The sequence below is a fragment of the Streptomyces sp. S186 genome (assembly GCF_051603415.1).
In the GTDB taxonomy this organism is placed as follows: Bacteria; Actinomycetota; Actinomycetes; order Streptomycetales; family Streptomycetaceae; genus Streptomyces.
Genome location: NZ_CP193932.1, coordinates 8,136,698 through 8,162,435 on the forward strand (window position 1 = coordinate 8,136,698; position 25,738 = coordinate 8,162,435).

26 protein-coding genes and 2 pseudogenes are annotated in these 25,738 nt (G+C 68.3%); 13 read left to right on the forward strand and 15 right to left on the reverse strand.

Annotated elements, in window-relative coordinates:
* Positions 1–228 precede the first annotated feature (228 nt).
* A complete protein-coding gene (locus tag ACRAS8_RS35340) occupies positions 229–1,008 on the forward strand; it encodes an SDR family NAD(P)-dependent oxidoreductase (RefSeq protein WP_438490119.1) in 780 nt (259 codons plus the stop codon).
* Between the two features lie 76 nt (positions 1,009–1,084).
* On the opposite strand, the gene ACRAS8_RS35345 is transcribed toward ACRAS8_RS35340, so the two are convergent.
* On the reverse strand, positions 1,085–2,659 hold the full coding sequence (locus ACRAS8_RS35345; RefSeq protein ID WP_438490120.1) for an RICIN domain-containing protein: 1,575 nt from the start codon (positions 2,657–2,659) through the stop codon (positions 1,085–1,087).
* Between the two features lie 448 nt (positions 2,660–3,107).
* Positions 3,108–3,767: a DedA family protein gene (locus tag ACRAS8_RS35350; RefSeq protein ID WP_438490121.1), complete on the reverse strand. Its 660-nt coding sequence runs from the start codon at positions 3,765–3,767 to the stop codon at positions 3,108–3,110.
* Between the two features lie 771 nt (positions 3,768–4,538).
* On the opposite strand from ACRAS8_RS35350, the gene ACRAS8_RS35355 reads away from it, so the two are divergent.
* Positions 4,539–5,009, forward strand: coding sequence for a hypothetical protein (locus ACRAS8_RS35355; protein WP_438490122.1), 471 nt, complete (start codon positions 4,539–4,541; stop codon positions 5,007–5,009).
* 54 nt (positions 5,010–5,063) lie between these two features.
* Here the strand turns inward: ACRAS8_RS35355 and ACRAS8_RS35360 are convergent, their stop codons facing one another.
* Together ACRAS8_RS35360 and ACRAS8_RS35365 are read right to left on the reverse strand one after the other, a co-directional pair.
* Positions 5,064–5,429, reverse strand: coding sequence for a hypothetical protein (locus ACRAS8_RS35360; RefSeq protein ID WP_438490123.1), 366 nt, complete (start codon positions 5,427–5,429; stop codon positions 5,064–5,066).
* Between the two features lie 1,044 nt (positions 5,430–6,473).
* Positions 6,474–7,010 (reverse strand): YrhB domain-containing protein, encoded by a 537-nt coding sequence (locus tag ACRAS8_RS35365; RefSeq protein ID WP_438490124.1) that lies wholly within the window; start codon positions 7,008–7,010, stop codon positions 6,474–6,476.
* A gap of 314 nt (positions 7,011–7,324) precedes the next feature.
* Here ACRAS8_RS35365 and ACRAS8_RS35370 point away from each other — a divergent pair, with 314 nt between their 5' ends.
* Positions 7,325–8,140 carry an SDR family NAD(P)-dependent oxidoreductase gene (locus ACRAS8_RS35370; protein WP_438490125.1) on the forward strand — a complete coding sequence of 272 codons (816 nt, stop codon included), beginning with the start codon at positions 7,325–7,327 and terminating at the stop codon, positions 8,138–8,140.
* A gap of 160 nt (positions 8,141–8,300) precedes the next feature.
* On the opposite strand, the gene ACRAS8_RS35375 is transcribed toward ACRAS8_RS35370, so the two are convergent.
* Positions 8,301–8,660 carry a MerR family transcriptional regulator gene (locus ACRAS8_RS35375; protein ID WP_438490126.1) on the reverse strand — a complete coding sequence of 120 codons (360 nt, stop codon included), beginning with the start codon at positions 8,658–8,660 and terminating at the stop codon, positions 8,301–8,303.
* Positions 8,661–8,720: 60 nt separating this feature from the next.
* On the opposite strand from ACRAS8_RS35375, the gene ACRAS8_RS35380 reads away from it, so the two are divergent.
* Entirely contained in the window at positions 8,721–9,821 is a 1,101-nt protein-coding gene (locus tag ACRAS8_RS35380) for an alkene reductase (RefSeq protein ID WP_438490127.1), read from the forward strand.
* A gap of 561 nt (positions 9,822–10,382) precedes the next feature.
* Here the strand turns inward: ACRAS8_RS35380 and ACRAS8_RS35385 are convergent.
* Positions 10,383–10,763 (reverse strand): nuclear transport factor 2 family protein, encoded by a 381-nt coding sequence (locus ACRAS8_RS35385; RefSeq protein ID WP_438490128.1) that lies wholly within the window; start codon positions 10,761–10,763, stop codon positions 10,383–10,385.
* 118 nt (positions 10,764–10,881) lie between these two features.
* On the opposite strand from ACRAS8_RS35385, the gene ACRAS8_RS35390 reads away from it, so the two are divergent.
* Positions 10,882–11,463, forward strand: a complete 582-nt coding sequence (locus tag ACRAS8_RS35390; RefSeq protein ID WP_438490129.1) for a TetR-like C-terminal domain-containing protein — start codon at positions 10,882–10,884, stop codon at positions 11,461–11,463.
* 826 nt (positions 11,464–12,289) lie between these two features.
* Here the strand turns inward: ACRAS8_RS35390 and ACRAS8_RS35395 are convergent.
* The 6 genes and pseudogenes from ACRAS8_RS35395 to ACRAS8_RS35420 form a co-directional block, all read right to left on the reverse strand.
* Positions 12,290–12,676 (reverse strand): hypothetical protein, encoded by a 387-nt coding sequence (locus tag ACRAS8_RS35395; RefSeq protein WP_438490130.1) that lies wholly within the window; start codon positions 12,674–12,676, stop codon positions 12,290–12,292.
* A complete protein-coding gene (locus ACRAS8_RS35400) occupies positions 12,666–12,878 on the reverse strand; it encodes a helix-turn-helix transcriptional regulator (protein WP_438490131.1) in 213 nt (70 codons plus the stop codon). Before ACRAS8_RS35400 ends, ACRAS8_RS35395 begins: the two co-directional genes overlap by 11 nt.
* Positions 12,879–12,994: 116 nt before the next feature.
* Positions 12,995–14,140, reverse strand: coding sequence for an RNA polymerase sigma factor (locus tag ACRAS8_RS35405; RefSeq protein ID WP_438490685.1), 1,146 nt, complete (start codon positions 14,138–14,140; stop codon positions 12,995–12,997).
* A complete protein-coding gene (locus tag ACRAS8_RS35410) occupies positions 14,140–14,556 on the reverse strand; it encodes a YciI family protein (RefSeq protein ID WP_438490132.1) in 417 nt (138 codons plus the stop codon). The genes ACRAS8_RS35405 and ACRAS8_RS35410 overlap by 1 nt, the downstream gene beginning before the upstream one ends.
* Before the next feature lie 615 nt (positions 14,557–15,171).
* Positions 15,172–15,783 carry a hypothetical protein gene (locus tag ACRAS8_RS35415; protein WP_438490133.1) on the reverse strand — a complete coding sequence of 204 codons (612 nt, stop codon included), beginning with the start codon at positions 15,781–15,783 and terminating at the stop codon, positions 15,172–15,174.
* Between the two features lie 834 nt (positions 15,784–16,617).
* Positions 16,618–16,921 (reverse strand): annotated as a pseudogene (locus tag ACRAS8_RS35420) (ABC transporter ATP-binding protein); the annotation flags it as partial.
* A 611-nt stretch (positions 16,922–17,532) separates the two neighbouring features.
* Between ACRAS8_RS35420 and ACRAS8_RS35425 the strand changes: the two are divergent.
* On the forward strand, positions 17,533–18,186 hold the full coding sequence (locus tag ACRAS8_RS35425) for a hypothetical protein (protein WP_438490134.1): 654 nt from the start codon (positions 17,533–17,535) through the stop codon (positions 18,184–18,186).
* A gap of 383 nt (positions 18,187–18,569) precedes the next feature.
* On the opposite strand, the gene ACRAS8_RS35430 is transcribed toward ACRAS8_RS35425, so the two are convergent.
* The gene (locus tag ACRAS8_RS35430) at positions 18,570–19,238 is read right to left on the reverse strand and encodes a methyltransferase family protein (protein ID WP_438490135.1); all 669 of its coding nucleotides are present in this window, start codon (positions 19,236–19,238) and stop codon (positions 18,570–18,572) included.
* Here ACRAS8_RS35430 and ACRAS8_RS35435 point away from each other — a divergent pair.
* Positions 19,219–19,773 carry a GNAT family N-acetyltransferase gene (locus tag ACRAS8_RS35435; protein ID WP_438490136.1) on the forward strand — a complete coding sequence of 185 codons (555 nt, stop codon included), beginning with the start codon at positions 19,219–19,221 and terminating at the stop codon, positions 19,771–19,773. The genes ACRAS8_RS35430 and ACRAS8_RS35435 overlap by 20 nt on opposite strands.
* Positions 19,774–19,846: 73 nt before the next feature.
* Here the strand turns inward: ACRAS8_RS35435 and ACRAS8_RS35440 are convergent, their stop codons facing one another.
* A complete protein-coding gene (locus ACRAS8_RS35440; protein WP_438490137.1) occupies positions 19,847–20,623 on the reverse strand; it encodes an SAM-dependent methyltransferase in 777 nt (258 codons plus the stop codon).
* Between the two features lie 53 nt (positions 20,624–20,676).
* Positions 20,677–20,931, reverse strand: coding sequence for a hypothetical protein (locus ACRAS8_RS35445; RefSeq protein WP_438490138.1), 255 nt, complete (start codon positions 20,929–20,931; stop codon positions 20,677–20,679).
* 342 nt (positions 20,932–21,273) lie between these two features.
* Here ACRAS8_RS35445 and ACRAS8_RS35450 point away from each other — a divergent pair, with 342 nt between their 5' ends.
* The 6 genes and pseudogenes from ACRAS8_RS35450 to ACRAS8_RS35475 all read left to right on the forward strand — a co-directional run bounded on the left by ACRAS8_RS35450 (position 21,274) and on the right by ACRAS8_RS35475 (position 25,701).
* Positions 21,274–21,780 (forward strand): SigE family RNA polymerase sigma factor, encoded by a 507-nt coding sequence (locus tag ACRAS8_RS35450; protein ID WP_438490139.1) that lies wholly within the window; start codon positions 21,274–21,276, stop codon positions 21,778–21,780.
* A gap of 24 nt (positions 21,781–21,804) precedes the next feature.
* On the forward strand, positions 21,805–22,206 hold the full coding sequence (locus ACRAS8_RS35455; protein ID WP_438490140.1) for a cellulase: 402 nt from the start codon (positions 21,805–21,807) through the stop codon (positions 22,204–22,206).
* 391 nt (positions 22,207–22,597) lie between these two features.
* Positions 22,598–23,385, forward strand: a pseudogene (locus ACRAS8_RS35460) (preprotein translocase subunit SecY).
* Positions 23,386–23,534: 149 nt separating this feature from the next.
* Positions 23,535–23,930, forward strand: a complete 396-nt coding sequence (locus tag ACRAS8_RS35465; protein WP_438490141.1) for a hypothetical protein — start codon at positions 23,535–23,537, stop codon at positions 23,928–23,930.
* Positions 23,927–24,244, forward strand: a complete 318-nt coding sequence (locus ACRAS8_RS35470; RefSeq protein WP_438490142.1) for a hypothetical protein — start codon at positions 23,927–23,929, stop codon at positions 24,242–24,244. Before ACRAS8_RS35465 ends, ACRAS8_RS35470 begins: the two co-directional genes overlap by 4 nt.
* Positions 24,178–25,701 (forward strand): peroxidase family protein, encoded by a 1,524-nt coding sequence (locus ACRAS8_RS35475; RefSeq protein ID WP_438490143.1) that lies wholly within the window; start codon positions 24,178–24,180, stop codon positions 25,699–25,701. The genes ACRAS8_RS35470 and ACRAS8_RS35475 overlap by 67 nt, the downstream gene beginning before the upstream one ends.
* Positions 25,702–25,738: the final 37 nt, after the last annotated feature.

A 25,738-nucleotide genomic window follows, 5' to 3' on the forward strand; every position in this document is an offset into this window, starting at 1 on the left:
ACGCACCGAGCCGTCGATGACGGTGTCCTCGGTACGTGCTGAGGCGCACCCACTGTTGGCCGGTGCGGGAGCGGTGAGTACAGGCTCGGGGGAGTACCCGGCGTACTGGCTCGGGCACCGAGATCTTTCGTCTGACGCTGTCCGCAACTTGGCTCCTGCAGCGGTTGGTTAGGCTGAGTCGTTCCCGGATTCGGTCGGGGCAGAGGCATCACTGGGGAAGGGGCGATCGTGGGCGAACTGGACGGCAGGACTGCGCTGGTGACGGGCGGCTCGCGCGGGATCGGGCGTGCGGTCGCCCTGCGGCTCGCCGCCGAGGGGGCGCTGGTCGCGGTCCACTACGGCGGCAACGACGCGGCTGCCGCGGAGACCGTAGCGAAGATCGCCGAGAGTGGCGGCCGGGCGTTCGCGGTGCAGGCCCGCTTCGGTGAGAGCGGTGCGGTGGACCGGCTGTTCGAAGGGTTCACCGCCGGGTTGGCGGACCATCACGTGGACGGCTTGGACATCCTGGTCAACAATGCGGGCATCCACTCGGTCGCCTCGATCGGGAAGCTCACCGAGGAGGAGTTCGAGCAGCTGCTGGCGGTCAATGTGAGCACGCCGGTCTTCGTGGTCCAGCGGGCGCTGCCGCTGCTGCGGGACGGCGGACGGATCGTCAACGTGGGCTCGGCGGCCACCCGGATCGCGGACCCTCTCCAGATCGGCTACACCGTTACCAAGGCGGCGCTGGCGGCGCTCGGCCCGTCGCTGGCCAACCAGCTGGGTCGGCGTGGGATCACCGTGAACACGGTCGAACCCGGGGTGGTGCTGACCGACATGATCGCGCCCTACGCCGCGGTTCCCGAGGCCGTCGCCGAGCTTGAGTCGATCACCGCGCTCGGACGGATCGGTGAGCCGGAGGACGTCGCAGACGTGGTGGCCTTCCTTGCGGGGTCGCAGGGGCGCTGGGTGACCGGCCAGACCATCGACGTCTCCGGTGGTACCTACCTCGGACCGATCCCGGCCGAGTGATCCGAGTGATCCGCCGCGGCCCCCTGCCGAACCGCAGGCAGGGGGCCACGGCGTTCGGGTGGTCAGGTCACTTGTGTCACTTGTTTCTGCACAGTACGACACCCTCGGCGATGCCCTTGAATGCGCCGGTCATCATGCCGATGGCAAGTCCTTCGGGCCCGCCCGTCAAGGCGCCCCAGGCACCGCCTTTGACGATGCTTCCGCCGATTTTCTTGGCCATGCACTTGTCGTGCTCGTCGCTACTCGCGGAAGCGAAGGCGGAAGCGGCCATGAAGGACTTCGCCGCCGTCATCATCTTGACGGTCTGCTTCGTGGCGGTGGCGGTGGTGCCGCTGCCCAAGGAGAAGGTCGGGGGTGCGATCGTGCCGGTGATGGTGTCGCCGGTGACGCCTTCGATGGTCTGTGTGACCGTGCTGCCGTCCACCGCGAGATGGACCTTGTGGGTCATGCCGTTGGTGTCCGTAACGGTGCCGGGCTGCACCGTTGCAATCGTGCTGCCGTCGGCGTCACTGACTTGGACACCGCCCTTGTAGGCGGTCAGCCTGCCGCCTGCGGGCACGTCCATCGTGGCCGTCGCGGTCTTCGCGAGAGCGGCAGGCTTGACGTCGGTGCTGCTGGTGCCACCGCCGGGTGCGTCCGGGCTGGTGTGGGCGACGTACATGGTGGAGCCGGCCGTCGAGTTGATGACGGGAACAGTCACGGTCGCGTCAGCGGTCCACGGCTGGTTGTCGGTGTTGAAGGTCCACGTGCCGGTGACTTTCTTGCCCACTGCGGCGAAGTCGACCCATCCGTAGTTCTTGGACGGGACGTCGATCGCGATGCCGTTCACGGTGGTCTCGTCGGACTGGTAGGTCTGCGTCGCGGTGAGCTGACTGGTGATCATTGCCTGGACCGGGGTGGTGACACCGACCGAGGTGGAGATTCCCGCGGAGTACGACTGTGCCCAGCCGGAGTGGTAGATCGTGGTGAAGACCTGCTTCATCGCGGCGCCGGTGTCGTTGTACCAGACCGACGAGGCGGGCTGACGGGGTAGGACTTCGGGCTGCCCTTCGGACTTCTGCGTCCACGAACAGGTGGCGGTCTTCTTGGAACACAGGTCGGCGTAGTAGTCCAGGGCGAGCTGCTTCGCCTCGGCCGCCTTCGCTACGGGCACCGTCCATTCCTGGCTCGCGCTGCCGTTGCAGACGTTGGGCTGGGCGAGGACCCCCCACAGGTGCAGACCACCCCGGTTGTCCATGCACCACTCGGTGCCGCTGCGGTCGTCGCGGCGGACGATGCCGAACGTGTTGGGTTTCCCGTCGACGGGGCGGAAGTGCCACTGCTCGCCGTCCTTGCCGCAGGACTGCTGAACGGCGGGCTGGGTGGCATAGATGCACTTCCCGGAGGAGGTGCTGGCGATGTTGAATGTGCCGGGGTCGCCGAGCTTGATCAGGCGCCAGTCCGTGTAGTTGGTGCCGTCGGGGGTGACGGAGATCTGGTTTCCGTCGCCGGTGCCAGTTGCGTTGAGGGTGCCGTCGGGGTTGGTGAAGGTGTAGGCGTCGGTCGCGGCGGCTGCGGGGGTCGCGGTCACGGCGAGGACGGGTAAGAGAAGGGTCAGGGATAAAGCCGCCGCGGTGAGGAGTTTCGCGGCTCTTCGTATGGTTCTGTCCATGATCGCTTTCTGTGGTGACTGTGTAGCTTCTGTGGGTTTCTTGTGTGTTTGGTGAGCGTATGGCGGTCGAAGCCGGAATGGGGGACTCGTGACGGAACTTGCCTCAGTGATCTAGGACACCTCGCCACCGGCAACAGGGTGTCCGCCGCGTCGTCCTCCGGCTGCCGCACTGCGAAGGGTTCCCGGACGTCGTTGGTCAAGTGAGTGGGCCGGTCACAGCGGGGTGACGAGGTTCGGGTGGCCCGCCACGAAAGCAACGAAGCTCCCGTTGTGGACGGATGACCTTCCCAAGTCGCCGTTCACAACCGGAGCTTCGGTGTGCCGTCAGCCTGGACCGGGGATGCCGGTCAGAGCCCTGGCCCGTTATCTCCGTTGCTGGTGAGTGTGGCACTGGCGCTGATGGTGTCCTGGGCGGGGCGCGGGATGCCGCCGTGTACGGGGCTTGGGCCTATGGCCTGTTCAGCGGTGGTGGCGGCAGGCACACGGGCGATGCGGCTGGCGATTTCGCGGTCACCGCAGTGGGCCACATGCCGTTGGTGGCCGCGCGGGGGCGCCGGCCGCTACCGGCGGGCGGGCCGCAGTGCGTGCAGGCACCGCTGGACCCACCGACACCCGCCGCAGGGGACAGGTGGCGGCGTTCGCCGTGCTGATGGGCTCCCAGGACGTTGAAGGCGAGGAACCTCCGCCAGGGCATCTCGCTGAGCCCGGCGATGATGCCGTTGACCTGGCGCTGGACCTCGATGAAGCGCGCAACAGTGATGATCTTGGCGCCGTGCCGGTTGAAGAACGCCTCGGTCCTGGCGATGCGTGCCGGGGTCAGCAGGACGTACCGACCGAACCGGGTCACCAGGCGGTGGCCGCCGAAGCGGCCGATGGCGTAGCCCACGTTGTCGCCCAGGATGGCGGCGAGGAGTGCGATCGCACCGACCGCGACGATGTTCAGCCGCCCGGCTCCGGCGTAGACGGCGGCGGCGATAAGCACCGTTTCCCCGGGGACCGGGATCCCGAAGTCCTCAAGGAACAGCAGACCGCCGACCGCCGCGTAGCCCCAGTGATCCAGCAGCGGGGCGAGGTCGGCCAGTACGCCTGGCAGTACGGGTGCGCTCATCGCGGATCGTCCCTCATGCCGAGGTTAGCGTGTGGCGTGGGCTGCGGCAGCGCTGGAGTCGGTGGTCAGCAGGGGACGCAGCGCCACGTTACGGAACCGGCGACCAGTTCCGGTGCCAGGCGGCCCAGGAGCAGGCTGGTGCGGAAGGCACCGCCGGCGCCGGCGGCATTGCCCTGGCGTCCGGGCGCCGGGCGGACCACCAGCTCGTCGGAGTTCGGCGAGCTGGGTGGCTTGGTCGAGGCCGGGGATCTTCGGGTTACCGCAGCAGCTGTGACAGATGGTGACCGTGCAGCGGGCCGGCCCCGCAGTGGCGGCGGGGGCGGTTTTGCGGTTGCCGTGGCTCATTGACCGGCCTGGTACAGGGGCCCAGGCACGGCGACGGAGGGCTGGCCGGAGTGCCGGGTGCTGCCGTTCGGTGACGCGGGGCGATGGGCATCATTGAGTACGTCATCGCCAAGGACGCCACTCTGCCGCAGGTGATCGGACTTGACCCATATCCTGCTGTACTGACTCAACTTCAGCTGCAGTGCGACAGGTTGGATCCTACGTGGCGGCCGGGCCGGGCTGGCTCGGTGAATGCCCGGTCCAGGTCGAGTTCCGGCCCGCCCGGGGAGCCATCCCCTTCATGCTCTTCGGTGCAGGGGGCGGATTCCGGGGCTGACGGACACCACCGCGCGGCTGTCCTCGGCTGCCTGCTCCTCGCCCTGGCCACCGCCCTGCCCTGACTTGACCGCCCCTTGCGACCCGCACCTGGAGAGGACCCAACACCCCATGTCCATGTGGCCTTCGATCGTTGCCGTGATCGGCACCCTGGCCGGCGCCCTGACTGCCGGGCTCCTTCAGCACCGCGCCGCCGTCTCCGCCCGCGCTGAGCAGCGTGCCGACACCCACCGCCAGGATCAGCTAGCCGCCGTCACCGACTTCGCGGCCGCCCTGGACGCGCACCGCTCGGCGATGTTCCACCGGGAGCGCCTGGCTCTGATCGAGGCCGGTACCGAACACCAGCTGGAGGCCCAGACGAAGTCCCACGACACCCGAACGGCGATCACCACGCCCCACGTCCGTCTCCAGGTCCTGGTCCCCGAGTTGGCCGGACCCGCCCAGCAGGCCGCCGATGCCACGTACGCCCTGCGCAACGCCACCGGCCGTGCCGAGCTGGACGCCCTGCGGCGTGCGGCCAAGGAGTCGTCCATGGCCTTCATCGCTGCGGCTGCCGCGCTGCTGAACCCCAACCACCGCTGACTGCCCCGAAGGAAGCGCCGCGGCCCGGACCGCGGTAGGTGGCAGACAGGCGTGTCAGCGGTAGTCGTCGGGGTGGCCCTGCATCCAAGTGTTGATCTCGTCGCGGGTTTCGATCAGCGAGGTTTGGTGCTTCTTGAGGTTTTCGAAGGACCGGTCGCCTCCGAGTTTCACGTCGAGCTCCTTGATCAGGGCGATCGGCTCGGGGAAGTGGCCGGCTCCCTTGGTGTTCGCCTTCATGGCCCGGTCCAGGCGGTGCAGTTCGTCGTAGACCCGGCCGAGGAAGTAGGCGCAGTTGCCCGGGGTGCACGCGTCACCCAGGGTCGCCTGGAGCCCGGCGAAAGCGTCTCGGACCTCGCTGACCGGTTCCTCCATGGGTTCCTGGGCCGGTGTGGAGTCAGCGGACGCTTCGCGGGACGTCATGGGGGAAGCGGGCGGGCTCGCCTGCGCTGTGGCCTCGCTACCGGCGGCGACCGAGCCACCAGCTGGCCTATCGGCGTTCGGGCTGGTGCTGCAGGAGACGCTGAGCGCGGCCAGGGCTATGGCGGTAACGGCTTTGCCCGGTGCTGAGGGCTTGAACATGGGGTTCCCCTTGATCGTCGAGTCAACCGACTCTACATAACGCCCATTTGCTCATGAACAGGGGCGTGGTGGGCAAGGTCCGTTGTTCTCGTTGGCTTTCGCGTTCCCCTGCATGTCTGGCTTCGTGTCCGGTGCCGTATCAGGGGTGGAGCTGGCCGGCGACGTGGCGGTTTCAACGTCGACCGCCGGCAAAGCGAACAGGACGGCAGGCGCTATCGCGGCAGCCGCGACGGCAGATGCAATACGGGACGGCTTCACGCACACCCTCACTTTCCTGAAAACAACTGGTAAATATCTCTTAAATCATAAACAGGTGGAGATTTCCGCTGTAAGGGGGACTGCCGCCATGGGAGAGATAGGAACTGGCGAAGCGTCACCGTCGCGCACGTCGTGCCAAGCGCCGACTGGGCGCGGCTCACCAACCCCACCGTGAAGGAGGCCCGTCGAAGTCAAACCGACCGCACGCGAGAGCTGATCGGCTGTCCCCTGGGGAGAGGGGCCCTCCAAGGGAGATCAGTTCACGTCCACGGCCAGGAGCAGCCCACGCTCCGGCCGAACGCGCGACGCCGGCACCACGGCGGTTCTGCTACGCCGCACACTCGACGGCTGCCGCGACAACCGTTCGGTGTCCGCGTCCTTCCAGGGATCCTCCACGCCGTCGGCGATCTGCGAGGTGCGAGTGCCAGGGCCGTGGCGTCGAAGCAGTCGTCATCCCTCCGGTGACGGCGACGGCGATCAGAGCGTCGATCAGGTCCTGCGGAACGCAGCCGTGAGCGCGCATCAGATGCCGCATCGGGTCCGGGTTCTCACCCTTGGCAGCCGGCCTGGCATCGCAACCCCCAGCGATCGATCCTGAGAAGCTGCGTCACATTCTGGTTCCACAGGTCACAGCGTCGCGAAGCCGTTCTGGATGGTGTGAACGCTGAGGACGGGGGCTGGTTCGGGGACGAGGGCCTTGGTGGCGATCGCCACGAGAGGGGGCGGCGCTGAGCCGCTCTGCAGAGCATTGACGTATTCGACGACCTCCGCGGGAGCAAGCGCCGGAACCTTCTGTCGCAGCACGCGCATAGCGAAGATCCGCCCGTGAGTTGCTGTTGTCTGGCGTATCTCGTCGTGCAGGTCGTCCACCGCCGTTCGCGTTGCCGTCTTCCGGATGCGGGTCCGGTAGTCCGCTTCCCACGCGCCGGTGATCGCGGATGCCACACCGATCGAATGCAGTCCGCCATCAACGCGATCGACGAGATATGGGCCATTGCCCACCAACAACCGGGAGGGGTCTCCCGTCCGCACATACTCCGCGGATTGGTAGTAGACAATCCACGCCAGTTCGTGCTCCTCAACATGAGCCACAAGCAGCCGCCCCGGCGACTCACGCTCCAGCTGTGCCTCCACCAGCCGGACGGCGAATTCACGGTCGATCATTCAGGCAGCATTCCCCACCTACGACGGAACGACCAGTGGTTTTCATCCTCGCCTCAAGCCGGAGTGCGGCTTGGGAACGACGGGCATGCCGAGGTCGGTGGGGTCGCCCCGCCGTCACACCGTTTCCACCATCATTCGCCGCCTTGTTCGCCGCTGCCCTTCGCGCGGGCGTTGCGGGCGTTGCGGTCGTTCCTCGACTCGCACCCAGCCGCGGTGCCGACGGCAGCGGCACCCGGTCGGGCCGGCGGTGCCGGCGCTTCATATGCTCGCAGTGCGGGGAACCGGCAGCCAACCACCTTCGGAGGCAAACAACCATGTCAGAACAGCGCGTTGTCCTGGTGACTGGCGGGGGAACGGGAATCGGGGCCGCCACCGCCCAGCTGCTGCGCGCCGCCGGGCACCAGGTCGTGATCTCCGGGCGGCGGCCCGAGCCACTGCGCCGGGTGGCCGAGGAGACCGGAGCACTGGCGCACCCTTCCGACGCCGCCGACCCCGAGGCCGTGCGCGAGCTCGTCGAGACGACGGTTGCGGCCTACGGGAGACTCGACGGTGTGGTGCTCAACGCCGGAATCGGGCGGGGCGGCGCGGTCGGCGACACCGCGGTCGAGGACTGGGAAGAGCTGATACGGACCAACCTCACCGGCCCGTTCCTGCTGCTGCGTGCGGCGCTTCCGCACCTGCTGGCGGCCCGCGGCGCGGTGGTCGCGGTCGCCTCGGTCGCAGCCCTCCGCAACAGCGTCGGCAACGCCGCCTACGCGACGTCCAAGGCGGGCTTGCTCCACCTCTGCCGCTCTCTCGCCGTCGACTACGGTCCGCAGGGGCTGCGGGCCAACGCGGTGTGCCCGGGCTGGGTGCGTACGGAGATGGCCGACCAGCGGATGGCGCGGTTCGCGGCGGAGGCGGGGCTGGCGGGCGGTGCCGAGGCGGCATACGAGGAGGCGAACCGGCTGACTCCCGCCCGGCGGCCGGGCGATCCGCAGGAGGTCGCCGAGGCGATCGACTGGCTGCTGTCGCCCGCCGCGTCCTACGTCAACGGGGCCGTCCTCACCGTCGACGGCGGGGTGACCACGGTCGGCGTCGGCGGTGCCGCCTTCGACCACCGCATCGAGGCGCGCACCCCGCGCGTGTAGCGGACCACTGGGCCTCTCTTGGTGGTGTGGGTGTGGGCTGTAGTGGTGCTCGGCCACCTCGTGGCCGCGGTGGGCAGCGGGGCGGCCGGGGCCGGCGTAGAAAGCCGACTCCAGGCGGAGGAACGGGAGTTGTAGGGCCGGGTCGGCGGAAGGGCCACTGTCACGGGCCGGAGGCGGCGTCGATGACCTCGTCGAGGACGGCGCGCGAGCGGCACAGGTCCGCGATGGTGCGGTCGATGCGCTCGCGCTCGGCCCGTAGCTCCTGCGCCAACCGCGGTGTGGCGGTGGCCGCCGGGCCGCCGTCGTGATCGCGTAGGCAGGGCAGCAGTTGGGCGATCTTGGCGCTGCACAGACCGGCGGCGAACAGCTCCTGGATGCGGATGACCCGGTCCACGGTGCCTTCCGGATACTCCCGATGGCCGCCGGGAGTCCGCTCGGCCGCGAGCAACCCCTGCCGCTCGTAGTAGCGCAGCGAGCGTTCGCTCACGCCGGTGCGGCGGGCCAGTTCACCGATCCGCATCGGACATCTCCCCTCGCCGGACTTGAAATTGACGTCAATGTCAGATTCTACGGTTCCGGCATGACGAAGCTCTTGACGCCCTTCAGCTCGGCAGAACTCATCCTCCCCAACCGCATGGTGATGTCGCCCATGACGCGCTTCCGGGCCGAGGAGGACGGGACGCCACTGCCGATCGTCGCCGACTACTACCGCCAGCGGGCCGGCGCCGGCCTCATCATCACCGAGGGCATCTGGCCCAGCCGCCGGGGCCAGAGCGGCTGGCGTATCCCCGGGCTGGAGTCCGAGCGACATGTGGCCGGCTGGCAGCACGTCACCGAGGCGGTACACACCGCCGGCGGCCGGATCTTCGCGCAGCTGATGCACGGCGGCCGCCAGGGCCACCCATGCTCCCGCATCCTCGGCGACCTCCCGGCCGGCCCCTCCCCGGTGCCCGTGCCCGGACCCATGCATGTGAAGGATGGCAAGGCGGCCCCGGTCACGCCGCGCGAGATGACGTACGACGACATCCGCACGGCGATCGCCGACCACGTAGCCGCAGCCCGCAACGCGATCCGGGCCGGCTTCGACGGCGTCGAACTACACGGCGCGAACAGCTACCTCATCCACCAGTTCCTGGCCGACAACACCAACCTCCGCACCGACCCTTACGGCGGCGACGTCGCCGGCCGCATCCGCTTCCCGCGGGAGCTGGTGCGGGCCGTCGCGGACGAGATCGGCGCCGGCCGGCTCGGCTTGCGCCTCTCGCCGGGCAACCCCCAATTCGGTATGGCAGAGTCCGACCCGGCCCCCGTCTACCGCGCGCTCCTCACCCACCTCGACGGCCTCGGCCTGGCCTACCTCCACCTCACCGACAACGACCGCTACCCCGCCCTCGCCGACCTGCGCCCGCGCTGGCACGGCACCCTCATCGCCAACGTCGGCGAGAACCGCACCCCGACCACCCGCGAAGCGGGCGAGGCGGTGCTCACGACGGGCCGCGCCGACCTGGTCTCCTACGGGCGACTGTTCCTCAGCAACCCCGACCTGCCACACCGTTTCGCGGCGAATCTGCCACTGAACACCCACATCGACCAGCCGGGGCTATACGGCCACGGCGCTGCGGGCTACACCGATTACCCGGCATGGCAGGAGCCCCCGCTGGCCGCGGCAAGCCAGCCCTGACGAGGTCAACCAATGCCACGCCCGCCCGCACATGCCAACTCAACCGCGAGGGTTGGGGTCTAACCGCGAGGACCGGGTGTTCTCCTCCGACGGCCCCCCGCAAGTACACCTCCACTGGCATGGAGCTGTTCGAGGCGCTGCTCGGGGCGACCCTCAATGAGGGGGGGAAGCGCCCAAGCCCGGCGACGGGGCCTGGCTGGGCCGGGCCAGGCCGTGGAACACCTGGTGCGGGAGCGGCCCCGGACGACCCGCCCGATTCGCAAGAAGGATTTACGGCGCCGACCACTTAGCAGCGTGTCAGCCTATGGGGCGGGTCCTCCGGCGCCCCGGCGAGAGGGAGGTCGGGCCCCGGACATGCCAGGGACCAACAGCCGGCGCCGGGCCTCACGTCGAGCCCAACGCCGAGCCGGACCAGATGGTCGATGCCGACGCTGTGCAACTCCGCGGCCACGGGCGCGGTGTCGCGGACGTGGGCGATCGGATCGCCTGCCGCGGTCACGTAGCCGAAAGCCGAACGGGCCGGCGCCCCGCCAAGTAGGTTGTGCGGAGCGTGCGTTCCCCTCAGACGAAGAAGGCGTTCATGCCGGGGACGTCGGACAGGTAGGTCTCGATGTCGGCGATCCTGCCGTCCCGCAGGCGGCAGACGGTGGTCAGGTACTCGTCCAGGATCGCGTCCGGGCGCTGGGCCGTGTTGTGCAGTGACAGGGCCATGTTGTCGCGGCTGACCAGGACGTGCAGCAGCTCGAAGGACAGGCCGTAGGAGGCGATCCTCTGGGCGCGGTTGACCACGGCGTCCGCGCCGACGACGGTACCGCTGATGGTGTTCTCGCCCGGCAGGGTCCAGGTGGCGTCGTCGTGGAGCATGGACCGGATGGCCGGCCAGTCGCCGGTGATGAGTGCGGCGTGGAAGCGCTGGCCGAGGTCGCGGGCAGTGGTGGTCATGGCAGTCCCCTCCGGAGTGATGGCGATAACCGAGCCGTCTAAAGCAGTTCGATTTGCTTTAGTGAGGCTAGTGCCTCCCTATCGCTAAAGCAATCCTCTCTGCGTTAACCTGTGGAGCGTGAATGCCGAACCCCGCGCCAAGCGTCCCGGTGGCCGCAGCGCCCGCGTCCAGGCGGCGGTCTACCAGGCCCTCATCGACCTGACCGGCGAACTCGACGCCGCCCAGCTGACGATTCCCGCGGTGGCCGAGCGCGCCGGGGTCAACCCCACCACCATCTATCGGCGTTGGGGCACACTGCAGGCCCTGCTGGCCGAGCTGGCCGCCCGGCACGAGACCGACGCCCGGACCTCGTCCAGCGGAAATCTCCGCACGGACCTTGAGACCTACGCGATCCGGACACTGGCCGATCTGACCAGGCCCGGTGGCATCGCGTTCTTCCGGGCAGAGGTCTCCTCCGACATCGACGAGCGCCGCAGCGGCCTCCGGGAATGTCTGCAACGCGCCACCGCCGGCCTCGACGCGGTCCTCGAAGCCTCCCGCGGCCGGGGCGAAAGCCCCCCTTCACTGGAACGGCTGCTCGACCGGATCGTCGCCCCGCTCTACTTCCGCGTCGTCTTCTCCGTGCCGGACACCGACGAAGCCTACGCCCGCGCCCTGGTCGCCGATCTGTTCAGCGACCCCTCCCCGCCGCAACGCTGACCGCCGTCAAAAGTCCACAGTCCACTGGCTGACACCGCGGTGTGTCGGTATAGCTGTGCTGCAGCGCGGTACGGTCGGCTCCTGGCGAACCGTCACCGCACTGGGGTATCCCTTTGCCCGGGAGGACAAGGCGGTCAACCTGGCAGTTGTGCACTTGTGCACTTGCGCTCGAGTCGGCGGAACTTCGGTTCTCGGTGGGACCGCAGAGCGATGCACGGTTCCATGAATGCTTCGATGGAGCGTGCGCGACGGTGCAGGTAACGGAGGGCCGGGGGAGCGCCCCGCGCTCTGTTCAGCTGCTCGCCGTGCTCCGGCTTGGCGCCGGCCGGCGGCCGATGAGTTGACCGGCGGTGCGCGACGCGCCCCTGCCGTGTCCGTCTGGAGGGCAGCCGGAGCACGGCGTCCTTCTGGGGGCAGCCGGAGTACGTCGGAAACAGGCAACAGAAACAGGCAACAGATGTGATCGGGGGAGTCGCAGGTGTTTGCGGCGGGCCGCCGGTCGCGGTGGCCGACGTGCCGGGCAACGGCACCGACGCCGGGCCGTGCGTACCGTTCCAGGGGCGTCGCCGAGATAAGCGCCCCGCCAGTAGCGCCAGTAGTTGACCTTGAAGGGACTTGGGCGGCAGAGGGGGCGTGCCCCAATGGCGTGACCCAATTACGGCTTCAGGGGCCGACCTTGAAGATCTGGGTGCTGGGTGGCGGCAGTGTCGCCATCGCGCCGAGCAGGGTGCAGGGTGCCCCCGTTCAGGTTGATCGTGTTGCATGGTCGGACGTGCGGTGGTGAGCCGTCCCCGCGGCGCCCCGTTTTCGAGACTATGGCTTCTTCTCAGGTGTGCCGGGAGAAGAAGGCGACGAACGCGATGTAGGTGATGGCGGCGGTGGCCACGAACCAGAAGTACGGATCGCCGCTTCTTCCTGATGCGAGTTCACCGATGAAGGCGTAGAGGTTCCCCACGGTAAGCACCACGCCCGTGCCGGCCCAGGCTCGCCCTGCGATCCGGGCGAAGCGCTCGTCGGGATTTTTCTCGGTGATGCCCTGATAGGTCTCGCTCCGCCGTCCCAGTAGCACCAAGGCAAGACTGCAGACCGCCAGGATCCCGAACGTCACCAGGCCGAGAGTGAGGTGGCCGCCGGCAGTCGCGGCCACGAGGCAGGCGGCTCCGACTGCGAGGAAGAAGCCGGGGACGGACCGCCTGGCTGTGTTACTGGTCATCTGTTGGTTTCTCATCGACGTGAAACATCTCCTCAACGCTGACTTCGAAGAACTTGGCCATGGACAAGGCGAGCGGCAGAGAAGGTGTGTACCGCTCGGTCTCGATGGCGTTGATCGTTTGCCGTGAGACGCCAAGGGCCGTGCCCAGTTGACCCTGGGAGAGTCCTCGTGACGACCGCAGTTCCCTGACGCTGTTTCGCACGTGTAAAGCTTACTTGTCACCCCTCGATTGGTGTCAAGTCTGCTTTACGGGCTGAAGAGTCTGTGGATCAGGCGTCGGGGCGGCCCGGCGCTGCGGGTAGATCTGGGCGTGATCCGTCAGTGACGTCGGCGGGTGTTGAGTCGGGCGGCCTGGCGTGTCAGGTGGTCGCGTTCGGCGAGGTTGGGTGCCTTGTGGGCTGCCTCGGCGTACAGGCGTGCCGCCGTTGCCAGGTCGCCGTCGCGCTCGTGGAGGTACGCCGCCACCGCGGCATAACGGGGCAGTGAGTCGTCCAGCGCCGCGAGCGCCGCCAGGCCGGCGCGGGGTCCGTCGGCCTCGCCGACGGCGACCGCGCGGTTGAGCCGGACGATGGGGCTGTCGGTCAGGCGCGTGAGCTCGTCGTACCACTCGACGATCTGCACCCAGTCGGTCTCCTCGGCGGTGGGCGCGTCGGCGTGCAGGGCGGCGATGGCGGCCTGGGCCTGGAACTCGCCCAGCCGCTCGCGGGCGAGAGCCGCCTGCAGGATCTCGACGCCCTCGGCGATCAGCGCAGTGTCCCACCGGCCGCGGTCCTGCTCGGCGAGCGGCACCAGGCTGCCGTCAGGCGCGGTCCGGGCGGCGCGCCGGGCGTGGTGGAGCAGCACGAGGGCGAGCAGTCCGGCCACCTCGGGGTGATCGATCGCGGCCGAGAGCTGCCGGGTGAGCCGGATGGCCTCGGCGGCGAGGTCGACGTCGCCGGAGTAGCCCTCGTTGAAGACCAGGTAGAGGACGCGCAGCACGGTGGCGACGTCGCCGGGCCGGTCGAAGCGCACGCCGGAGACGGTGCGCTTGGCCCGGCTGATCCTCTGGGCCATGGTCGCCTCGGGCACCAGATATGCCTGGGCGATCTGGCGGGTCGTGAGCCCGCCGACGGCGCGCAGCGTGAGCGCGACCGCCGATGCCGGGGTGAGCGACGGGTGGGCGCACAGGAAGTAGAGCTGGAGCGTGTCGTCCACCGCGGGCGTCGGCCCGGGCGCCGGCTCCTGCTCGACGCGGTCCTCGCGCCGGCGGCGGGCGACGTCGGCGCGCGTCGCGTCGAGGAACTTGCGCCAGGCCACGGTGATCAGCCAGCCCTTGGCATCCCGTGGTTGTTCGGCCGGCCAGACACGGAGCGCCTCGACCAGCGCGTCCTGCACGGCGTCCTCGGCCGCCGCGAAGTCGGCTCCGCGGCGGACGAGGACGGTGAGCACGCTCGGCGTGAGGCTCCTGAGCAGGGCCTCGTCCATCAGTGACATGACTCCGTGATGGTGGGCGGGGCGGCCAGGAACGGGCGCACCTCCAGCCACTCGTGGATCGGCTTGCCGCCCGCCCCAGGGGCGGCCGACAGCTCCCCGGCCAGCTCGACGGCGCGCTCGTAGCTGTCGACGTCGATGATCATCCAGCCGGCGATAAGGTCCTTGGTCTCGGCGAACGGTCCGTCGGTGACCGGCGGGCGCCCCTCGCCGTCGTAGCGGACCCACGCTCCCTCGGGGGCGAGCGCCTGCCCGTCGACGAACTCGCCGGTCTTCTCCAGCCGGGCCGCGAAGTCGTTCATGTACTGCACGTGCGCAGAGATCTCCTCCGGCGTCCACTGGTCCATGGGTACGTCGTTGACCGGAGCCGGGGCGCCGCGGTAGTGCTTCAGCAGCAGGTACTTGGCCATCGTGGTTCTCCTCGGTGCTGGTGCGACCCATTGTGGTCGCATTCACCCCGGGGACGGAGCCGGACGCGGCTTCTCGACATCGCCGTCCGATTTTTTTGGGCTCTCGTGAATGAGCCTGGTGAGCCACGGGTGAGCCACCTGGCGGTGTCCGAGCCCACGGCCGCAGCGGGCCGCAAAACCCTGCGGACCAGTGAGAACTACCGAGGGCAGTTTCCCTTGGTCCGCAGCGGTTTCGCGGCAAAGTCGCAGGTCAAGCCCCTCGCGGCTGGCCTGAGCCGGATGCACTGACAGGTGTACGTCCGGTGTGTGCCGCCATGCCGAGCTGCCAAGCCGTCGAGCTGCGGCGGTGGGCGTCGGCCCGGGCCCCGAACGCCTCGTCCAGCGCATCCGGCTCGGTCTACGGCACATCCAGTATCGCAGCCACCTCATAGGTCCGGGTGCGTGATGCGTGCGGACTGATCACGGACATTACGCAGACAGTCAGTCCCGCTGGCCCGGCGGGGTCTGTGATGTCTGGGGCAACGACCTTGGGGCGGCGCACCGTTGGGTGCACCGCCCGTTTCATTTCGTGGCGTTGGGAAGCCCTGCGCTGGGGGCTACCGAGTCACTTCCGGGTCATTGTCGGACGGTCCAGTGATCATTGGCGTCCGCCTGGATGAACTTCAGTGGCGGGCAGAGGAACGCGTTGGGATCGGGGTCGGTTTCGGTCCATGGCGAGTCGGACGGGCCGGCCGGCTTCCAGGCACCGTTCCTGCGCAGTTGCACGGCGCTGCTGTCGAAGGTGGTGTTCTGTGCCTCCGTGCAGTAATACCCCTCTCCCGTAGCCGGATTGACGCTCGCATAGATCTCGAACATGTCCCAGCCGTGAGCCAGTCCGCTCTGGTCCGTCCCCGACTGCTGGAACAGCAGGTCCCAGGCGGAAGTACGGTAGTTGTAGAGATAGGCCGACCAGTGGTTGGCGGCGGCGTCGTCCTGCACCATCTGCACGCTGTACGCGGCCGGCTTGCCCTTGCCGGGGGTGTAGTTCTTGAGGAAGTTGGCGTCGATGGGGACGGTCTTGGCCGGGCCGACGGTCCCGCACCAGTCCCACGCCCAGATCTCGTTGCCGGTGTTGGTGTACGCAGTCACCACTTCCATGCAGGAGTGCTGGGCCTTGGTGGTGGGCGCGTAGGTGACGTTGTCCGCGTCGGTGACTGTGTAGGGCGGGTCGACGGTATGGGTGGCCATGATGCCGTCATGTGTGCCGGGTTGAGGGAAGACGCCCCACCAGTTGTGGGTGACCTGGCCGGCCCGGGGAGACGAGATGGTCGGCCGGTTGCCGGGGATCCGGGGGTGGTGTGTCCACGTTGAGCCGGCTACGGCGCGACGCCCTGCCAGGAATGTACGGATGGCGTGCGCGCGTCCCGGTGTGCGGGCCGGTGTGCGCGCTCCGGCGACGACGCCGGTGTGCGGGGCCGTGGGGGAGGGGGGCGGGGTGGTCCGTACGGCGGCTGGGCGGATGGTGGCGGTGGCGGGGGCGGCCAGAGCCACGGTCACCAAGGCTGTGAGGGCGGAGGTGGCGAGGGCCACGGCGGTGAGGGGCGAACGGGATCTCACTCTGGAACCGGTTCTGAGTCCGGGGCTGTTCACGGTTGACCTCCAGGGCATGTGGGGGGTTTCCCTGAGCTGGTCCGAGTGTGCTTGTGCTTGTCCGCGCAGATCTGAGCGTGCCCGTATTCACCTGTACTTGCCTGAGCGTGTCTGTGCCGGCCCGCTCTGGCCTGGACCAACTAGGGTCTAGGGCAATGTCCATGACAGGACGTCGAGTGTCAAGGGATCCGACGAAGCGGCAGCGCAACGCCATCCGGACCCATACGGACCCATAACATCCGAACGCCCACCATCAGTTGAGGAGGGGCCCGACGCCGGGTGTGGTGGGGGTGGTGGGGTGGCGTCGCTCGCGGGGTGCCGCATGTCTGAGCGCGTCGTGGCCTGCAACCTCACCCCCCTTACTGAGGCGGGGTGCTGGTGCTCGCTGCGGATGGTGCGACACCCGCCCATCGGCTTTACCGCCTGTGCTCACTGCTCCAGTTTCTGTCCGTTGGCGAGGAAGATGACGCGGTCAGCGTAGGAGGCGGCGACCGGGTCGTGGGTGACCAAAACGACGGTCTGTCCCAACTCCCTTACGGTGTCCCGGAGAAAGCCCAATACCTCGGCACCGGAGCGGGAGTCGAGGTTGGCAGTTGGCTCGTCCGCGAAGATGATTTCCGGGCGGTTGGCAAGTGCGCGGGCCACAGCGACCCTCCCTCAAGCTCTGGAGGAGCAGGAGGGTCCCCACCTGCTGGCCGCCGGAGAGCTGCGAGGGGCGGTGCTGGAGCCTGGGGGACTGCAGGGATGGGGGGCTGCCTGCGACATGGGAACTCCGGGGACTGCGGGAAGGGACGCTCGACTCGCTTCCATCGTGGTCGCGCAGGTGGCCGGATCCGTCGTCCCCGGGTTGCGAATCAGCGGCCTGCCGAAGGACAGAGCTGCCGGGCGGGCCTATTCCCTACGGAATACGGCGCCTCTGCCCAGCGGAATACGGCGCCTCTACCAAAAGGAATACCCGTGGGTCCGGGAGGCCCACCGAGGAGGTGACGGGTGATGATCGAGACATTTCTGTTACGAGATATCCCGGAGAACGCAACAGTAGCTTCCTAGTTTCTTGCCGCAGGCCACACCGGGCTGGAAGGCCAACTCCCCTGCGAAGCCGCTGACAACGGCCGACCATGTGGAGATTCACGACCCGGGGTCGCCATTCCCATTCCCATTCCCACTCCCATGGTGGTTCAAGTCCTGATCGGGCTTGCCGCGGAGACATGCCGTATTGGCTGCATGCCGTCTGCATGCACGGCAGCAGACCCGGAAACCCCCTCGGTCCACCTGCCCACCACGAACGAAGGATGGTCCTACGTGTCCCCCACAACCAAACGACGGTCCCGGCGCACCGTACGCCGTGTGAGTGCGATAGCGGCTCCCTTTGCCGCCCTCAGCCTCCTCATGCCGGCGACCGCGCATGCGGACGAGGTCAAGGGCCAGGATGCCAGTCAGGTCCCGGACCTGGCCCGCGATCTGATCGCCTACTGCCAGAAGGACGCCGGCTCCTGCCAGTTCAAGCCCTACGGGAACCCCGCCACGTCGTACGATGCGCCGCCGGAGGTCGTCTCGGAGAAGAAGTACAACTGCTCGAAGACGCAGAATCTCAGCAGCAAGCTGTCCGTCTCCAAGACGTTCGGCGGAAGTTACACCGTGACGACCGGCGTCACACTGGGCTCCGAGTTGGGCGGCGACGCGTTCGGCGCGGCGGTCAAGTCCTCCATCCAGGCCAAGTACGAGGAAGCCAGGTCCTGGAACTGGGCGACCACCAAGTCCGAAGAACTCACAGCGACCATCGAGCCTCGGAAGGCCGGTTTCGTCAAGGCAGTCAAGCACCTGAAGTCGGTCGAGGGCTCGCTGTTCGTCAAGCGGTACAACGACAGCGGTGTGGGGTACACCTACCACCTCCTCGACCATGTCGCCGCCGTCATGCAGGAGCGCGAGCCCTCCCTCGTCGCCGATGAGTCACCGATGACGGACGAAGAGACCAAGAGCTACTGCTCCACTGCGCGTTAGCCTCGACCGTGCATGAGGGCCCGTCAGCTGACTGGCTGGCGGGCTCTCTTCGGTTTCGTTGGGCGGCGGCTGCGGACGTCGGCGTTCAACGCCAAGGTTGACGTCGGTGTCGTTGATATCGGCCAACGCGTAGCCTGCGATTGCGTCGGCTCATGAGATCCGCCTGATGGGTGAGCAGGCCCGCCGGCCGCTGGTCCACTGTGCCGTGCGCGATACCTGCGCTGGTGGCGCGCAGGCACCCCCAGCCGGACTTGAGCCACTGCTCGCACAGGCCAGACCCCGGGCTGCAGGCGACACGCGTGGCACGGAGCGTCTCATGCGTTCCATGGATGTACCTTGCGCAGGGCGGAGCGGTGAGGATCAGGTGGCCGTCCGGCGGTGGTTCACCAGATACCCGGGATCAGGCGTGCGGTGTGGGCGGCGTAGTCGGCGTAGTCCGCGCCGAGGACGGAGGTGAGGACGGTGTCTTCGATGTGGATGCGGTAGCAGCACCCGGCCAGGGCACTGCCGGTGAGGACGAGCTGGGCCGGCAGGTGGTCCAGGCAGAACCCGGCGCAGGCGACCATGATCAGGCCGCCGGCGTAGGAGGGGTGCCGCAGATAGCGATAGGGGCCGGTGCGTACCACGGGCTGGCCGGGACGGACATCGACGGTGCCGCGGAAGTGCTCGCCCAAGCAGGCCACCGCCCAGTGGCGCAGTGCCAGTCCGGCCCAGACACCGGGCAGGGCGATGAGCGTGGTGGTCGCGCGGTCGCCGGTCAGGCGCAGGCGTGCGGGCCGGGTGCAGCGCAGCAGGGATGCCGCGCCGACCTCGCCGAGGGCGAGGGCAGTGAGCAGGACGTAGGTGCTGCGTCGTTCCGTGGCGAGCGGTTGTGGCGAGCGGCGCCGGTTCCGGCGCCGCTGTCGCAGGGCCCACTTGGCCTCCAGACCGTACTCCACTGCGGCCGTGGCGGCTGCCAGGGTCCAGGCAACGGTGGCTCTCGATGCGCGAGGTGCCGGCTTCGGCGCAGGTTTCTGGAAGGTGAGGCGAGAGATGAGCGAGGTGCGAGGCATGGGCGAGGTCCTTCCTTTCCGTCCGTTCCGGGAAAGTGAGCTCCCGGTCCTGGAGCGGATGCTCAACGAGCCCGAGGTTCTGGGGCAGTTCGCGTGGACCGGATGGTCCGGCAAGGCGGCTGCGCTGCGGCAGCGGTGGGAGCAGGACCGACTGCTGTCGCCCGAAGTGAGCATGCTGGCCCTGGTGCGGGAGGACGCGGCGGTGGGCGCGGTGAGCTGGCGCCCCGTGACGTACAACGCGGTGTCGCATTGCTGGAACGTCGGGGTCTTCGTACTGCCGGAGGAACGCTGCCGCGGCGTGCTGGCGGCGGCAAGCCGTGCCGTGGTGGAGTACCTGTTCGCGCACACCCAGGCACACCGTATCGAGGTCCATGTGGAGGCCGGCAACGCCGTGGCTCGCCACTGCGCCGAGCAGGCGGGGCTGATCCATGAGGGCACAGCACGGGGTGCCGCCTGGCGTGGGGGCCGTTGGCGGGACGCAGAGGTGCTCGCGGTCCTGCGCAGTGATCTTCCGCCGCCGGCAACGGATGACTGACGGTATGTGACTGACGCTATGGCCGGGCGCCCACCTGGGGGAGGGCGCCTGTTCGCCGGTCACCTTGGTCCGGTCAACGGCGACGGGTGAGGCGGGCCAGCAGTTCCCGGTCGACGGGCCGCTGCGGCAGGGGCGGCACGACCAGTGTGGAAGCCGTCGACAGAGAGGTGTCGGGGAGCTTGGCCAGCGGGGTGACGGTCCTGCGCGGCTCCGCGGTGACGTATGGCGATGCCTCGTAGACGGTGACCGGGTGGTCGGAACCGTAGTGGGGTACCAGGACCTCGGTCAGGCAGGTGACGCCGGGGACCGCGTCGAATCGTCGATGGGCGTCGGGCATGCCGATCACACCGACCTGCCACAGGATCATCAGGCTCGTGGGGTCGAAGACGCGGTGGCGCATCAGGAAGTCGGTCGCCTCGAAACTCTGGCACCCCTGCTGCCCCGGATCCAGGCCCAAGTCCGCGAAGAGCCAGTCCTCCGCGGAGCAGGCGGGAACCATGCGCGCCGCAATCCCCTCCAGGCGCGCCCGGCGGATCGCTTCATGCCCCGCGTAGGCGAACACCCCCGGATGCCCGTACAGGGCCACGCACACGAACTGGTCGCGGCGTACCTCGGACAGGATGTGCTCGACCATCTCCTCGTAGGAGGCATACCTCGGTTTGCCCGCGGCGTAGTGGCCGTCGAGCGTTTCGACCGAGGAATTCAGCTGGCCGATGTGATGGGTCACCAAAGGGTCCCCGATCAGACACAGCACTTTGTCGGCCTGCTCGATACAGGCCCGTGCCTCCACCGTGAGGTCGCCGATGGCCCGGTACCCGGTCCCCACCACGACCAGCTGCGCGTTTTCCATGGTCATCTCCACCAGGCCACCGGCTCCCTTACGTATCTGCCGTATCCGCTCGCTTAAGAGCCGGACGTACTCTCGTCGTCAGGCTCGAAGCCGAGGATGACGATGAGCGCGGACGGTTCTTCCCTGACCGGGCTGTGCTCGGACAGCAGGCTGCGGATACGGCTCACCTCACCGGAGACGACCGCCTCCCGCTCCGCGGCGCCCAGGGCGCTGTCGGCGACGTACGCCTCCGCGGAACGGCGGAACGCGTGCTGCCGGCGCGGCTGCGTAACCAGCTCCTCGACGAAGTCAACGACTGGTGCAGACATGGCTGCTCCCCTTTCGTTGGGATCAAATCCATCACCTAGCTCAGCACGGGGACACTCACGGGGCACATGACAGCTGCTGCAATCGGGTGATGTCATCTTCGCTGCCGCATGGCCGATGACGGGTGCTGACCTGCGGGGATGTCATTCCGTTCGAGACCACCTCGGAGACCATCAAGGACAGCGTTCTCAACCGGCACGCTTTCGCGGGGCAGCGGTGACGATGCGGGTGCGAGATCGGCGTGGGTACGTGAGGCAGCTCACATCCGGGGACTGCATAGCGGGACGTGGGTCAGTGTCTTTGTAGGGGTGTAGGCACGTATCGAGAGGCGGGGGACGGCGTTGATGGGGCAGTTGCGGGCCGATGCGTTCGACCGGTTCGTGGCGGCTCGTTGGTCGGCGCTGCTGCACCTGGCGCATCTGCTCACCGGTGGAGATCGGCATCGGGCCGAGGATCTGCTGCAGGAGGCGCTGGTCAAGCTGTGGTTTGCGTGGCCGAGGGTGGCCGAGCAGGCACCGGAGGCGTATGTGCGCCGGGTGCTGGCACGTGCGGCGGCTCGCTCGGCGCGACGTCGTTGGTGGGGCGAGCGCCCGGTGGAACGGTTGCCGGAGCTTCCCGAGGCCGGCGATGTGGCCGCTGCTGTGGAGGAACGGACTCGGTTGGAGGCCGCGCTGGCATTGCTGCCGGTACGGCAGCGCGCCGCGGTGGTGCTGCGTTACTACCAGGACTTGTCCGAGGCGCAGGTCGCCGAGGCGCTGGGGTGTCCCGTGGGCACCGTCCGGTCCCTTACATCACGGGGCGTGACGCGGTTGCGGCAGCTCCTGGGCGACGCCATCGAGCCGGTGAAGTGAAGGAGAAGTGGAGGAGGAGACGTCATGGAAGACTTTGAACACGAACTCGCGCGGATGATGCGTGATACCCAGGCAGACACCCCCTTTGAGGACCAGCACCGGCAGCGGCTGCAAGCTGGGGTCCGTGCTCGTCGGCGTGTTCGGACGGTCTGGATGGCCACCGGCTCGGCGCTGACGATCGCCGGGCTCGGCGTCGGGCTGGAAGTCCTGCCGAGCGCTTCCGCTCAAGGCGGGCCCACCGTTCCTCAGCACCAACCCAGCTCAACTTCCGCGCCAGTTCCTGTCCCGACCCGCACCTGCACGACCGTGCCGGTCCCGATTCTTCCGACCCACACCTCAACAACCGTGCCGGTCCTGATCCCCACCCGCACTTGCACGGCCGCGCCGGCCCCGATCCCGACCCACACCACCTCAACGACCAAGTAGCGGTGGCCGGGGATCAGGCTATGGCGGTTGGGGAGCGGACGGTATGGCAGCGCCGGTGATCCCCGCGTACCCGCCGCGGCGGTTGCCCACGCCGCGACCAGGCCACTGGGTTGGGCTGTAGCGGGTCGGGCCGATGCTGCCACGGTCCCTGTTGGCCTCACGGCAATCGCGTAGAGCCGTCTTATTCACAGGCAACCAGCCACTGAGTGCACTCAGCAACCTCATCCTTGCCAGCAGCGATAGCTGCTGCCTGCCACTGGAATATCAAGACGTATCCAGTTTGCGGAAGTCATTGGCTATCAGCCCGCAAAGGCAACCGGTCAAAGGCAGTTGAATGTCGGGAATCAATGCAAACGCCCATCAACTTGCGAAATTAAGGACGACTTGAAAAGTGCATACCGTATTCGTCAGGGTTTTCAAAGCGTCCGGTCTTCGCAAAAAGATCCTCTTCACGCTGGGGATCTTGCTTATCTATCGGCTGGGGCAGAACGTTCCGGTCCCTGGAGTGGATTACCGGAGCGTTACGCAGTGCATTAAAGCGGGGGTCGGCGACGGCGGCCTCTTCGGCCTGATCAACGCGTTCAGCGGTGGTGCGTTGCTGCAACTCACCATCTTCGCCCTGGGGATCACGCCGTACATCACGGCGAGCATCATCCTTCAACTGCTGACGGTGGTCATTCCGCGCCTGGAGGCGTTGAAGAAGGAGGGCCAGGCGGGCACCGCGAAGATCACCCAGTACACCCGGTACCTGACGCTGGGCCTGGCGGTGCTCCAGGGCGCCGCCCTGGTGGCCAAAGCCCAAAGCGGTGGACTCTTCCCCACCTGCCAGCTCCGAGCCCAGATCGTCCCGGACACCTCGATCTTCCGGACCTCCGTCATGGTCATCACCATGACCGCCGGCACCGCCGTGGTGATGTGGCTCGGAGAGCTGATCACCGACCGCGGAATCGACCCACGGCCGACTACCTGGGCTACGTGCTCAACCGGATCACCTGGCCGGGAGCGTTCTACCTGGGGCTGATCGCCCTTGTGCCCACAGCGGCACTGGTGCTGTTCAACGGCAGCAATTTCCCGTTCGGCGGCACGAGCATCCTCATCATCGTGAGCGTCGGACTGGAGACCGTGAAGCAGATCGAGAGTCAGCTCCAGCAGCGCAATTACGGAGGGTTCCTGCGCTGACGCGCAGTGCGCCGGCTCGGAGAGGGGGGAAGGACCGGTCGGCGGCCGCCCCGCAGTTCCGACGCGCGTAGGAGGGCCGCTTCCCATATCGTCGAAATGAGGGCGCGACATCCTGTGGATGTGGATGTCCGCCAGGAAGGGACGCTGAGATGGACGCGCGGACAGCCGCGCGCTTCTGCCTGGCCGGAATCCGACTGGTGAACGGCGCAGCGGCACTGCTGACCCCGCGAGTGATGGCCCGCCGGCTCGGCGCGGACCCCGAACAGCCTGCGCTGGTCTACGTGCTGCGCATGTTCGGTGTACGTACCGTGGCCATCGGCGCCCAACTGCTCTGGCCCGCGGATGCGAACGAGCTCGACCGGATGCTGCGGACCGGCACTCTCATCCACGCGAGCGACGCCGTTGCGGCCGCCTGCGCCGGCCGCGACGGCCTTCTCCCATGCCGCATGGCGACCGCGGCCACGGCGATCTCGACGGTCAACGTCGCACTGACCCTCGTGGCCCGGGGGCGGCCGTGCCGGCCGCCGGAAGGGACCCCCTCATGAGCACAGCACCACAGGGCAGGGCCCCGTGGTTCGTGCAGCTGCACGACCGGCTGGCGGTTGCCGTCGACCAGAAGGTCGGCTGGCAGAACCTGCCCAAGCCCCTCGGCCTGCTCACTCTCGTCGGCCTGCGGGACAACCTGCGCCGCAAGAACCTCTTCGACACCGGCTCCTACCCGTCGTACAACCTGCCGGAGGTCGGCCCGCCGGACGCGCACGCCGTCACCGTCACCGGGGCTTCGGCCGCAACGTGCCGCCGGACCGGGCCTTCCCCGAACCCGAGCCGGACCTCCTCTCCCCGAGCCCTCGCGAGGTGAGCCGGGCCCTGCTGACCCGGCATGCGTTCGTCCCCGCGGATTCCGTCAACGCCCTGGTCGCCGCCTGGCTGCAGTTCATGATCAAGGACTGGGTCAGCCACGGGACAGGCACCATGGACCGCCCCTGGCGCATCGAGCTGGCCGACGGCGACCCGTGGCCCACACCGCCGATGCTCGTGCCGCGCACCGTCCCGGACCCCACCCGACCGGACGGGGACGACGGTCTGCCGCCAACCTTCCGCAACGACAACTCGCCCTGGTGGGACGCATCCCAGCTGTACGGAAACAACCTCGACGAGCAGCGGTCGCTGCGCACCGGCCAGGGCGGCAGGCTCCGGGTCCCCAACGGCCCGCTGTTCCCGGACGACCCGGACAAGGACCCGTCAGGCGTTCCCGGCTTCTGGCTGGGCCTCGCCATGATGCACATGATCTTCCTGCTCGAACACAACGCCATCTGCGACGCGTTGCACGGCGCCTACCCGGTGTGGTCCGACGAGGAGCTGTTCCAGCGGGCGCGGCTGATCAGCGCGGCCCTCATCGCCAAGATCCACACCGTGGAGTGGACCCCCGCCGTCATCAGTCATCCGACAACCGTCACCGCCATGCACGCCAACTGGTACGGCCTGCTGGGCGAGCGCCTGCACAAGCTGCTCGGCCGCCTCAGCCGGAGCGAGGTGCTCAGCGGCATCGTGGGCGGGCGCACCGACCACTTCGGCGTCCCGTACTCGCTCACGGAGGAGTTCGTCGCCGTCTACCGCATGCATCCCCTCATCCCCGATGACTGGAGCTTCCGGTCGGCCGCCGACGACTCGCTGCTGCAGGAGGCCACCTTCCGCGAACTGACAGGGCGGAACGCGTACGACATCCTCGGCAAGCACACCCTGACCGACCTGCTCTACTCCTTCGGCACCTCGCACCCGGGACTGGTCACCCTGCACAACTACCCGCGGTACCTACAGGAGTTCCAGCGTCCGGACGGCAGACTCATGGACCTCGGCGCCGTCGACATCCTGCGCTCGCGGGAGGTCGGCGTGCCCCGCTACAACGAGTTCCGGCGCCAGCTCCACCTCCTGCCGGCCGAGGACTTCGACGCCCTCACGGACAACCCCGTCTGGGCCGAGGAGCTGCGCCGGGTCTACGGCGGGGATATCGAGCGCGTCGACCTCTCGGTGGGCATGTTCGCCGAACCTCGCCCACGGGGCTTCGCCTTCAGCGACACCGCCTTCCGCATCTTCATCCTGATGGCGTCCCGCCGCCTCAACAGCGACCGGTTCCTCACCCATGACTACACGCCGCAGGTGTACACACAGACCGGTCTGGACTGGATCGAGAACAACACCATGACCAGCGTGCTGCTGCGGCACTTCCCGGAGCTGCGCGCGTCCCTGCGTTCGGTGGGCAACGCGTTTGCGCCGTGGACCGCGGCAGGGGCTCGCGGTGAGAGCGGACGTGGGTGATGGGACGCGCAACGTGCCACCCGCGCCGGGAGACGCA